The organism is Nostoc sp., from assembly GCF_036917935.1.
In the GTDB taxonomy this organism is placed as follows: domain Bacteria; phylum Cyanobacteriota; class Cyanobacteriia; order Cyanobacteriales; family Nostocaceae; genus Nostoc.
Genome location: NZ_JBALEL010000038.1, coordinates 1 through 12,762, shown reverse-complemented (window position 1 = coordinate 12,762; position 12,762 = coordinate 1). Strand labels below are relative to the sequence as shown.

General features: G+C 43.2%; 6 protein-coding genes and 2 pseudogenes. 6 read left to right on the top strand and 2 right to left on the bottom strand.

Annotated elements, in window-relative coordinates; genetic code table 11:
- Positions 1 to 260: 260 nt before the first annotated feature.
- From V7K62_RS17345 to V7K62_RS17335, 3 genes are all read left to right on the top strand, one after another.
- The gene (locus V7K62_RS17345; RefSeq protein ID WP_334866061.1) at positions 261 to 2,672 is read left to right on the top strand and encodes a glycoside hydrolase family 31 protein; all 2,412 of its coding nucleotides are present in this window, start codon (positions 261 to 263) and stop codon (positions 2,670 to 2,672) included.
- Between the two features lie 221 nt (positions 2,673 to 2,893).
- Positions 2,894 to 7,312 (top strand): PAS domain S-box protein, encoded by a 4,419-nt coding sequence (locus V7K62_RS17340; RefSeq protein WP_334866059.1) that lies wholly within the window; start codon positions 2,894 to 2,896, stop codon positions 7,310 to 7,312.
- 887 nt (positions 7,313 to 8,199) lie between these two features.
- Complete coding sequence (locus tag V7K62_RS17335; protein WP_334866057.1) at positions 8,200 to 8,811, top strand: helix-turn-helix transcriptional regulator; 612 nt, start codon at positions 8,200 to 8,202, stop codon at positions 8,809 to 8,811.
- A gap of 293 nt (positions 8,812 to 9,104) precedes the next feature.
- On the opposite strand, the gene V7K62_RS17330 is transcribed toward V7K62_RS17335, so the two are convergent.
- A complete protein-coding gene (locus tag V7K62_RS17330; RefSeq protein ID WP_334866055.1) occupies positions 9,105 to 9,587 on the bottom strand; it encodes a DUF4168 domain-containing protein in 483 nt (160 codons plus the stop codon).
- 109 nt (positions 9,588 to 9,696) lie between these two features.
- On the bottom strand, positions 9,697 to 10,686 hold the full coding sequence (gene holA, locus V7K62_RS17325; protein ID WP_334866063.1) for a DNA polymerase III subunit delta: 990 nt from the start codon (positions 10,684 to 10,686) through the stop codon (positions 9,697 to 9,699).
- A 177-nt stretch (positions 10,687 to 10,863) separates the two neighbouring features.
- On the opposite strand from holA, the gene V7K62_RS17320 reads away from it, so the two are divergent.
- The 3 genes and pseudogenes from V7K62_RS17320 to V7K62_RS17315 form a co-directional block, all read left to right on the top strand.
- On the top strand, positions 10,864 to 11,652 hold the full coding sequence (locus tag V7K62_RS17320) for a DUF1868 domain-containing protein (protein ID WP_334866053.1): 789 nt from the start codon (positions 10,864 to 10,866) through the stop codon (positions 11,650 to 11,652).
- An 85-nt stretch (positions 11,653 to 11,737) separates the two neighbouring features.
- Positions 11,738 to 11,834, top strand: a pseudogene (locus V7K62_RS31595) (transposase); the annotation flags it as partial.
- A 200-nt stretch (positions 11,835 to 12,034) separates the two neighbouring features.
- A pseudogene (locus V7K62_RS17315) lies at positions 12,035 to 12,655 on the top strand (chloride channel protein); the annotation flags it as partial.
- Positions 12,656 to 12,762 lie beyond the last annotated feature (107 nt).

Genomic DNA, 12,762 nt, shown 5'->3' with positions numbered 1-12,762 from the left:
CATTGGCATTGTAAGCTGGCGCATTGGCATTGTAAGCTGGCGCATTGGCATTGTAAGCTGGCGCATTGGCATTGTAAGCTGGCGCATTGGCATTGTAAGCTGGCGCATTGGCATTGCAGGGTATTGCCAAATTTAATTTGCTACATGCTAAAAAAATATCTGCTAATCTTTCACCCAACTTCTAGCGAAAGAAAGAGTTTGAGGCTGAGTATCTCTGTAATCATGAATGCGGACAAGTGTTTACCTGCTGAATAACTGATATGCCGCAATATTTCGGAAAACTACCCACAACTAACCAAGCTTGGACAACTGTTAGCAATGTAAAAGCTGTCAGCTGGGAAAATAATATTATTAATTTTGACTGTGGCGACTCACGCCTTACCGTCAGCGTACTTACTCCGAATTTAATCCGCGTGCGTTTTGCACCAACTGGGGAATTTATGCCTCGCCGCTCTTGGGCAGTGACGCTGAATGATGCAGAATGGACAATAACACCTTTTACAGTGCGGGAAACTGAAGCAACAATAGAAATTGAAACAGCACAGATACGTGTGTGCGTCCAGCGAGAAAAGTGTCGCATTGGCTGTTTCGACAAAGCTAATCGCCCCTTTGCCCAAGATGCAGAGATGGGAATGGGTTGGCGCATGGGCGCAGTTGCAGGGTGGAAACAAATTGCAGCCGATGAACATTTCTATGGGTTTGGTGAACGCACAGGCTGGCTGGATAAACTCAGCGAAGTGAAAACCAACTGGACAACGGATGCTTTAGATTATGATGCACTCACTGATGAAATGTACCAAGCAATTCCATTTTTTATGGCTTTGCGCCCGCAGGTAAGCTATGGCATCTTTTTTAATACCACTTTTTGGAGTCAGTTCGATATTGGTGCTGAACAACCAGGTATTTGGAAGATGGAAACTCGTGGCGGTGAATTGGATTATTACATTATCTACGGCCCCGAACCTGCCCAAATCCTGGAGACTTACACTCAGCTAACTGGGAGAATGCCATTACCGCCAAAATGGGCGCTAGGTTATCATCAATGCCGTTGGAGTTACGAATCAGAAACCGTTGTGCGGGAACTAGCAAAAGAATTTCGCCAACGCCGCATTCCCTGCGATGTTATTCACTTGGATATTGACTATATGCGGGGCTATCGAGTGTTTACTTGGAGTCCTCAACGCTTCCCCAACGCGGCAAAACTGATTAGTGATTTAGCAGAGGATGGTTTCAAAACAGTCACAATTATTGATCCTGGTGTGAAGTATGAACCAGAAGGTAATTATCACGTTTTTGACCAAGGCATAGAAAACGACTATTTTGTGCGTAAAGCCGATGGTACGTTGTTCCACGGCTACGTTTGGCCTGAGAAAGCTGTTTTTCCTGACTTTTTACGTCCTGATGTGTGTAACTGGTGGGCTGATTTACACAAAAGCTTAACTGATATTGGTGTGGCAGGAATTTGGAATGATATGAATGAACCTGCAATAAACGATCGCCCTTTCGGGGATGATGGTGAAAAGATTTGGTTTCCCCTAGATGCACCGCAGGGGGGAGATGAGGAAGCAGGGGAAGCAGGGGAAGCAGGGGGAGAGGAGGAGAACTTTCAATCCAAAATCCAAAATCCAAAATCTAAAATTGATGCGACTCATACCGAAGTGCATAACTTGTATGGGTTGATGATGGCTAAAGCTTGTTATGAAGGGTTGCAACGGCATCGAAGTTCAGAGCGATCGTTTGTGTTGACGCGATCGGGTTATGCTGGTGTGCAACGCTGGTCTTCGGTGTGGATGGGGGATAACCAATCGTTGTGGGAGCATTTAGAAATGTCTCTACCGATGCTTTGCAATATGGGACTTTCGGGTGTGGGGTTTGTGGGTTGCGATATTGGCGGGTTTGCTGGTAACGCCACAGCTGAATTATTCGCTCGGTGGATGCAGGTAGGAATGCTTTACCCATTGATGCGCGGTCACTCGGCAATGTCTACTGCTCGTCATGAACCTTGGGTATTTGGCGATCGCGTTGAAAGTATCTGTCGAGAATACATTAATCTACGTTATCAACTACTTCCCTACATTTATAGTCTTTTCTGGGAAGCGGCAACAACGGGCGCACCGATTTTAAGACCATTATTGTACCACTTCCCCAACGATCCGAAAACCTATAGCCTCTACGATCAAGTATTGTTAGGTGCCTCGCTGATGGCTGCACCAATTTACCGTCCTGGAGTTGAGCATCGATCTGTCTACTTACCCGTTGGCACTTGGTATGATTGGTGGAGTGGCGATCGCTATGAAGGCCCGATTCACATTCTTGCCCATGCACCACTAGAAAGAATGCCACTGTATGTCCGTAGCGGTGCGATCGTTCCTATGCAACCGGTCAGGCAATACGTTGATGAATCCCCACTCGACCAGATCCGGTTACGAATTTGGCCTGGTCATAACGAATATCAGCTATTTGAAGATGATGGACAGACAAACAAGTATCAAGATAAAAAGTTTTCCTTAACAAACATCCGTGTATTTACTCAGGCAAACCAAACAGGAGTGGAAATTGCAGCCAGAGTTGGGGAATGGACTCCTCCACCGCGTGAAGTGATTGTAGAACTTGTTGGTTTTGGAGAGCAACGTTTTCAAGACGATGGTAAGCGACATACTCTGCAATTTTGAAGTACGGACTGGGGATTGGACATTGGAAAACTTTTTCCTAGTCCCCAGTCCCTAGTTCAACCACCATTATTTCTTACTATAAATTGTCCAATAAAAAATATGCATAGAGGTAGATGAAAAATCAGTCAAGGGGTAACCTAAAATACAAAGGACATAAATGATCAAACCGTAAGAAATACCTAAGTTTACTACGCTAGATAGATGCGGTTAGAAAACACTCAATGTTAAATATTAACCGCTTGCGGCTGCAAGATAGATTTAAAATCTCTACAAATTCACTTGTGGCAAGAGTCGCAAGTGCGATCGCTGTTTTTGTGGGCAGCTTGGTACTAGTTGGCTGGTGTCTTGGCATTGAAGTTCTTAAGAGCGGCTTCCCTGGTAGTCCTGCCACAATGAAAGTCAACACAGCGCTATGTTTTGTGCTGTGTGGTGTGTCGCTATGGTTATTTTTAACCGGAAAGGGCAGGGAGGAGGGAACAGAGAAAAACAATTCAAAATTATTCCCCCAATTCCCCACTATTCTAATTTCTAGGGTCTGTGCAATAGCTGTCACCACAATTGCGGCGCTTACCCTCTGTGAATATCTCTTAGGCTGGAATTTCGGCATTGATGAACTGGTGTTTCGTGATTCGCTAATTAGTCTAGCGACATCGCATCCGGGGCGAATGGGGGTGAACACAGCACTGAACTTGCTGCTGGTTAGCATCGCCCTACAACTTCTGATTCATCCAAAAACCCACCGCAGTTATTGGTATGCCCAGATTATCGCTCTGATTGCTACTTTAATTTCCTTTCAGGCGCTGATGGGCTATGCCTACAAAGTGAAAGTTCTCTACGGACTTGCCCCTTATACAACATCAATGGCGTTACACACAGCGGTGTTGTTCCTCTTACTAAGTATGGGCATTCTGTGGGCACGAGCAGAACAGGGGTTAATGAAGGTAGTTACAAGTGATACTTACGGTGGCTTACTTGCACGTCGTTTACTAGTTGCCGCGATCGCAGTACCTTTTATAGTCGGGTGGGTAATTGTTGAAGGGCAACGGGCAGGAAAATACGATCCGGCGTTTGCAGTATCGGTGTTTGCGATCGTCCTGATTGTAATTTTTACTATTTTGATTTGGCAAAGTGCGGCGGTTATTGAACGCCTCAGCCATCAACGCGACTGCGCCCAAGAAGCACTGAGAACTTACGAAGCTAAACTGGGGAGTTTTGTTGATTCTAACGTCATCGGCATTCTGTTTGGCGACGTGTATGGCGGTATCCAGCAGGCAAACGACGAATTTCTCAGGATGATTGGTTACACGCGGGAGGATTTGTTAACAGGTAAGTTAAGTTGGAGCAATATCACGCCACCAGAGTATCTATACTTGGATGAGCGAGGTGTTGCTGAAGCACAAGGAAATACCAACGCTGCTTGTACGCCTTACGAGAAAGAATATATCCGCAAGGATGGTAGCCGCATCCCGGTTTTAGTTGGTTACGTGCTGCTAGGAGAAAACCGGAAAGAGTCAGTAGCGTTTATCCTCGACTTGAGCGAACGCAAGCAAGCAGAAGCAGAACAACAAAAATTAGTATCGTTGGTAGAAAATAGCTCTGACTTTATCAGTATTGCCACCCTTGAGGGTCAATTACTCTACATAAATGATGCAGGTCAAAAGCTGGTAGGGCTGGCCAGCCTTGATCAAGTGAGGCAAAAAGTAGTATTAGATTACGTCATGCCCAAAGACAAAGCCTATTTTCAAGAATATATACTGCCAACTGTGCTATTACAAGGGCGCTGGCAGGGAGAATTCTGCTTCCGGCATCCCCAAACAGGTCAACCGATACCAGTCGATTACAACATCTTCACCGTTACAGACAAGAATACAGGTCAACCAATTGCTTTAGCAACTGTAACTCGCAACATCAGCGAGCAAAAGCAGGACAAGGAACAAATATTACAACTAAACAGGGATCTACAGCGCCGCATTACTGAGTTACAAACTTTGTTAGAGGTAATTCCGATTGGAATTGGCATTGCCAAAGATCCAGAATGCCAAAATATCAAGGTCAACCCTTCTTTTGCCAAGCAGTTGGGAATATCCTCAGAGACAAATGCTCCCTTGGAGGAAAAACCGACAAGTTTTAAAATCTACCGAGAAGGAAGGGAACTTTTAACAGAAGAACTCCCAATGCAGTACTCTGCCGCTCATGGTGTTGAAGTTCTGGATTTTGAAGTTGATATAGTTCATGACAATGGCAAAATTGTCAACCTGTTGGAGTACGTTGCACCCTTGTTTGACGAAGAGGGTAAAACCAGAGGAAGCGTTGGGGCATTTTTAGATATTACGGAGCGCAAACAGGTTGAAGAAGCACTGCTAAATCAGCAAAAATGGCTAGAGGATGTGTTAAATCTGATGCCAAGACCGTTGCTGTTTATCGAACCAGGAACGGCGCGGGTAACTTTTGCCAATCGCTCTGCTGACGAATTAGCTGGGGGCGAATTTCCCAAAGGTGTACCAGCCGCAGAGTATCACACAGTTTACCACTATACGGATGCGGCTGGCGATCGCATCCCCAATGAACTTATGCCAGGAGTGCGGGTTGCCCTTGGCGAACGCCTGAATGGATTGGAGGTGGACTGGCACACTCGCGGTGGTGTGCGATCTCTACTGATATTTGCTGATACCTTACCAGCAATGCACGGTCATCCGGCTACCTGTATCTTGGTGTTCCAAGAAATCAGTAACCTCAAGAAGGCACAAAAAGCGCTCTCGTTAAGTTACAAAAGGCTAAAGCTACTATTTGACACAGCCAACGATTTACTATCGAGTCAGCAACCAGTAGTACTAATTGATAGCGTCTACCAAAAACTCTCAGATCAAATTGATTTAGATATTTACTTTAACTATTTGGTTGAGGATAACTCTCAGCTAATGCGGCTAGAGTCTTACAGTGGCATTTCCCAGGAAATGGCAAAGGAAATTGAGTCGTTGGCATTTGGTGAAGCGGTTTGTGGTACTGTCGCCCAGGAGCGTTGTGCAATAGCTGTAGAGAATGTGCAGCTATCAATTCACCCGCAAACAGAATTGATTCGCTCTTTAGGCATTACTGCTTATTATGCATACCCATTGATCGCCCAGGGACGGCTGTTGGGTACTCTTTCTTTTGGCAGCCGCACTCTGTCAAGCTTCACCGACAATCAAAAGGGGATGATGCAAGCAGTATGCGACCAAATAGCGATCGCAATGGAACGGGCTAGTTTAATTGCTTCTTTGCAACAACAAACTGAGCAGTTGCAAGAAGCCAACCGGATGAAGGATGAATTCTTAGGGATATTGTCCCACGAATTGCGATCGCCCCTGAATGCCATCCTTGGCTGGGCGCAATTACTGCAACGAAGCAAGCTCAGTGAAACCCAAATGGCTAGGGCTACGGAGACAATTGAGCGCAATGCCAAAGCCCAAACCCAGCTAATTGAAGACCTGTTAGATATATCACGGATGATTAGAGGTAAGTTACGCCTCAATGTCCGTACTTGTAATTTGGTTCCCATAATTGAGTCGAGCCTAGAGACTGTTAGTTTAGCCGCCCAGTCCAAGAAAATCGATTTGAGATTTTCCCTGATTCCCTCAAAACAAACGCGAAATGCGCCACCGGAGATACTCCCCGTGGACACTTTCGCGCCAAATGCGCCACCGGGGATACTCCCCGTGGACACTTTCGCGCCAAACTCAGATTCGGGATTAGCAGTCAATCACGAAAATCTCGAATCTCCAGAAGCACAATCCCCAACCAATCAACACTCAGACGACAGCAAGCTTGGCGAAAATTCTCAATTATTTGTTTCCGGTGATTTCGAGCGCTTGCAACAAATTATCTGGAATCTGCTATCCAATGCCATTAAATTCACACCCGTCGGAGGAAGGGTAGAGGTAGAATTGTCAGTGGTCAGTGGCCAAGAAAAACAACAGACAACGGACAAATATGCCCAAATTCAGGTGATTGATACAGGCATTGGTATCAGCCCTGACTTTCTTCCTTACGTTTTCGATCGCTTTCGTCAAGCTGATAGTTCTAACACTAGAACCTATGGTGGATTAGGACTAGGATTAGCGATCGTGCGTCATTTAGTAGAATTACATGGCGGTACTGTCCACGCAGATAGTCCGGGTAAAGAACAAGGAGCGACGTTTACCGTCAAACTACCACTTCTGAAGAGTCCGCCTTTTTACCCCTTTGCCCCTTTGCTTCTCTCTCCCTCTTTCCCCTTCTCCCTCCTTGGCGTGCGCGTGCTGGTTGTAGATTACCAAGCCGATACGCGTGAATTCATCACCACAGTACTCGAACAGTGCCAAGCCGAAGTTCAGGCTGTAGCATCAGTTCCAGAAGCATTGCGCCTAATTACACAGTGGAAACCAGATGTTTTAATCAGCGACATCGGTATGCCCCAAGAGGATGGTTACTCTTTGATCCGCAAAGTGCGATCGCAACCACCAGAATTAGGGGGAAATATTCCCGCCGCAGCGTTGACAGCTTATGCTAGGGCAGAGGATCGGATGCGAGCTATACAAGAAGGTTATCAGCTGCATTTACCTAAACCTATTGAAGCAGCTGAGTTAGCTACAGTAGTCGCCAGCCTTGTTGGACGAACTTAGAAATGGGGCATTGGGGAATATGAATTAAATTCTGCCCAATGCCTGATTCACTTTTTTTTGATCTCAAAATTTATACAAAATTCCAAGTTTTTCCCAATTACCAAAAAACAGTTTTTTTCTTTGCAATTTAGCGTAGTTGCTAAATACCTATATGATCAGAATATTTATGTATATATTTTTATTTCAATATGAATAATTATTGTCTATTGGGGTGATGAGTACGGGAGCATCTCACTTTTGTAAAAATACGCCCTAGCCCTGGCGAATGGAATTCGCGGCTATACAGACAAAACCCACCTCCGTGGGTTTAAAATTCCTTGAGTCCGCGTAGGCGGACTTCGTTTGTGTAGCCGCGATTTCTAATCGCCAGGTATATTTGCAAAGGTGAGATGCTCCCGATGAGTACTTAGTATAAGAGGCTTCAATATAATTCAGATCGCTTGTTTTTTAGGCGAACATTTCCCCAAGCGCTCTTAAAAAAACGCTTGCTCTTTTCCGACTTTACCCCTTAAAAAAGGGATCGCCACAGGCGGGTAGATGTTATCCGAAACATATTAAAAGCGGCTTCCGAAATAGGCAATTTAAGAGTTGTATTTAAATTATGTAACCTCAGCTAATCCAAACAGGCTAGATAAACTGTCGCTTGGGTATTTTAAAAGATTAATCTTAAAAATAAAACTTTTGTTTACCTTAATTAGCATGATTAGCCTCTAGTATTCATCCTTGGTATAACGCGATGCACAGTCGTCAATTGTATGCTTTTTAATCTTTTTGCCACGTTATATCACTAAATTTACTCAGATAATTATGTAAAAAATCGATAGTAAATATGCCAATTTTTATGAATCTAACAAACAAGCATTATTTTATACATTAAAATACCTTATATGAGCGCCCTAACAAAGACATTCGTAACAACAGTAGCTAAACCACAACAGCTAGATAGTATTGGCTTACACGACTCGAAGCGAGCTAATTTTTTACAAGAAGTAATTGAAGGCTTAGAAGACGGTATATTAATTTTAAATCAAACTGGTGAAGTGGTTCATGCTAATGCATCTGCTCATCGCCTGTGTTGTCAATTCAATCAAGGCAATTTCAACCAAAATTTTCTACCGCCAGTCATCTGGAATGTTTGTGAATCGTTACTTAGCAATGAGTATTTTTTTTCTGATAAACTGATCATTCTGTCTGATGAGATTTTGGTTGATAAGTCAAATGTTTTTCGTGTTAGAGTCAGACTGCTAGATTTAGATGGGTTTGAAATACCTTGCTTATTAGTGACCATCGAAAATCAATATGAGTCTCTGAAAAGTTTAGCAATCACTGAAGTTAAAAAGTTTGACCTGACGCCGCGAGAAGCTGAAATTTGGTTTCTCTATAGAAGTAACTACAGCTACAAAGAAATTGCAACTAAGCTTTACATCACCATAAACACGGTGAAAAAGCACATGAAAAATATTCACACTAAGCGACAAACATCTCTTGTAGTTGAATAGTAATATTGTCAGATAAAACTTTTGTTGGTAGTGAGCGATAAATCGCTCTATATAAGGTTCTTAAGGACTAAAGCGACTTACTTACTACGTGCTTTGGTTTTAGAGGATGTTTGAAAAGTCGCAAAATATACTAGCCCTGGCGACTAGAAGTCGCGGCTATACAGGCCAAACGCACTTCCGTGGGTTTGAAACCTTTAATTTTCTTTTAGTACACCTCCGTGGACTAAGCTTTGTGTAGTAGCGACTTCTAGTCGCCTAATACTTTTCAAATATTCTCTAAGTCGCCCTTCTACTTACCGAGACTCAGGAGGTTGTTGGAGGCGTAATAGGGTATTGTAAACCTGTCTTTTTAAGATGTTATTGTTTTGTAGTTCTATAGTAATTTTATTGAATTGTTCAAATTTCAAACCATTATCTTCGACAATTTTTTGAGCGTGGGTACAGTAATTCACTGCGATATCTTGAGCCTTCTTGGGAAGACCATTTATGCTATTAGAATCGTTGCAAACAATCTTGGGAATTTCTCCATTGCCAATAAGTTTTTTAATTTCTTCAAAGGCATTTTGACGGGCTGGCTCCATTGCTAGCACCGCTTGAGCGTAACTGTTGATTTCAGTATTGTTAACTATTGGTGGTGGAGTTTGAGCGTCAGCTTTGGAACTCAATGAAAAGGCGTTGGAAATCACACCCACAGTAGCGATAGCGCCGAAAAAGAATGATTGCGAAAGGATTCGCTTTCGGCTAGTTCGGGAAAATAAAGCGGAAATTTTCTTCATATAGTGTGTGATCCAGAACTACATCAGGGATATTATAAGAACTTTGAATTATTTTCGGAGTTGGAAGTTCCAGGAACTGCTCAATACATCAAGCTTTTATATTTGATTGTCAATTGCCTCGGCATACTTGACAAAGTTCGATTACTTTAGTCTGTAATGTTGACATTTCTGATGCTCCTTGCTTAAGGCTCACTTCTAACTCCAGTAGTAGGGGTAAGCAAGAGATTAACTGTTGCACAGAAAGCAGCCTGATTTCTTGCTGTAAGAAGTAAATCCGTTTAGGATTACCGATATCAGCAGCAATCGCGATCGCTTGTTGATTGCGCTCACCACTTTCTATCATAATCTTCACCCACAGCCAGGTGCGAAATTGTCCAATCAGTGTGGCAACTATCCGTAATCCAGGCTCGGAAGCATTGCTCAAATCTGCCAACGTTGTCAAAGCTTTAGCTGTATCTCCTGTTCTGATTGCTGCTGCTAATTGTAAACTATTTTGAGTAGTATTTCTTACTAACTTCGTAACCGTATCTATGTCTAAAGGCTTGTTGCTACCTTGGACATATAATCGCAATTTCTCTAACTCATTATAGAGTAATCGTGTATCATTTCCTACGGATTCTGCTAACAACTGGGCAGTATTGGCAGTCAGTTTCACGCCCACAGTCTGGGCTGCTTGATTAACAGATTGCACCAGTAATTCTGTTTTCCAAGGGGGAATGAGGGGAAATTCTCGGAATTCGGTAGCAAACTGTTTTAACAATTTCGTGGATTTGAGGCGTTCATCTGGCTTATTTCGGCTGGTGAGCAATAAAAATGAGTTTTCGGGGATCACAGGTAGCGATCGCCCCAATTCTCCTAATACATTCTCTGGACACTGCTGACACAAAGTAGTATTTATCAGCCATACCAAGCGCCCACCAGCCCCAAAAGTGGGTGTCATCACCTGATTTAACCCCTGGATGGCAGCATCAGCTTGATCTGGGGAGAATGCAGTGTAATTAAAACTTATCCATTGGGGATCGAGGACGCGATCGCGCAGTGTAGCGATCGCTTTTTCCATAGCAAAATCATCCTCACCCCAGTAAACATAGATTGGCATAGACAAACCTTGTGGTAGATGGGCATTGGGCATGGCAAGAAACTTGTTTAATAATTCTCCTTGTCCCCCTCACTCCCCCAATCATCACACCCAAAAACTAAATACTTTTGAAATCATTCTGTTAATCAAGATAATTTTCCTTAAAATCTATCAAGTGAGAGCGTGAGGCTATGAAGATTGGACGACAACTATCAAACTTACTTAAATCGGTTAGCACGACTGACCCTGCCAGAAGCTTACAGATCCCAAGCCCAGCATATTCAGGAATCTTCTAAATTTCAGCCGTATTCTGGGTTGAGACAAGCAGTGTCCTTTCCTGGGTATACGCTAATTACCCCGCCCGCAGAAGAAGAATCACAAAACTCTGCTTTCTATGCCAAATTAGAGGTTTTCCAACAGGAACTTTTGCAGTTACCTGTAAACCGTGATTTGATTGTGCCTCTAACTCCTGCTAGCTTCCATCTGACTTTAGCGGATTTAATTTGGGACGGTGCTTACCTTGACACCTGCGAAAAAAATCCCAAATTTGACCAGGAGTTACACTCTTGTTTAGCCGAAATGTTTCAGCAATATCAACAATTGATGACAAACAGGAGTCATCCGATTAAATGGCAAATGCTGGGACTGATACTGATGCCAAGAGCTGTAGCCGTTTGCTTAGTACCCAAGGATGAAGGCTGCTACGAGGAAATTATTAAATTCCGCCGAACAATTTATCAAAATCCCAAGTTAATTGCTTTGGGTATTGAGCAGCATTATCATTTCACAGCCCATGTTACATTAGCCTATTTTGGGGAGGTTTCATCTGAGTTAGACCGCCCAAGTTTCAGCACAATGCTTTCTCAATTGAATGAAAAATGGCTGTTGAATTTGCCAGAATTTTTGATCAATCGTGTTGAATTGCGAAAGTTTGACAACATGACCCGCTATTATCGTGAACCAGACTGGCCGATTTTAGATTTTTAAGTAATTAGTTAGTTGTCAGTAGTTTCCACTCACTGACAACCGACTACTGATTATTAGTTATCTCTGCCTGAAGATGAAGCAACTTCCTGAAAATATTATTCCCTTGCTCCAGCCGCAACATTCACCTGAACTTAATCCAATAGAAAGACTTTGGCAGTTTCTTAAAAAGCCTCTTAAAAATGAGCTTTTCTCTTCTTTGCAAGATTTACATAATCGCGTACAACAATTATTCGAGTAACTTACATTCGACAAGATAATATCTATCTCATCTTATAACTTTATTTTAGAAGCCCTTTTCTATGATAATCCAGTAAACTAAATAGCCTTTACGATAAAAAACGTAATATTCCATATTCTTCGTTTCACAAACAGGAAATAAGCTGTGTCACCAAAAAAGCCCACCGCTACCAATCAAACTCAACGCTGGACATTTGCTCAACTTTTTGGACTGGTAAAACGTAATCCCTTGATGATTTCGCAGTGGCTAATCCTCTGGGTAGCTGTGGGCACTGCTGGTGGTCTATTTGCTGCGTTGTACTGGAATGTTTTAGAACTTTTAACTCACCAGCTGCAACGATTTGAAGGTTTTAACCTCCTGATAGTGATGCCACTAGCCGGTTTAGTTATCGGGCTGGTGATTCATTTCCTGGGAAATCCCGGTGAAATTGCCGTGATTGTTGATAATATCCATTTTCGCGGCGGACGCTTAGATGCTCGCAAAAATCCCTCAATGATTCTTGCTTCTCTAATCAGCATATCGGCAGGCGGTAGTGCTGGGCCAGAAGCACCACTAGTACAAGTAACAGGTTCTTTTGGTACTTGGGTTGCCGATCGCTTAAAACTCCAGGGTGAAGACCTGAGAACTATAAGTTTAGCAGCGATGGCGGCTGGCTTCACTGCTTTATTTGGCGCACCTCTTGGCGGTGCAATGTTCGCCCTGGAGATTTTACACCATGAGCATATTGTGGAATATTACGAAGCCTTGATGCCAGCGATTATTTCAGTGCGATTCGTCACTAGGTAAAAATGCTTAATAAGCATATAGCCTAGTCAACCTGACAGCAGATTACTGTTATTTAAAGGTTGAACTCTCAGATTGATAGAGGTGTA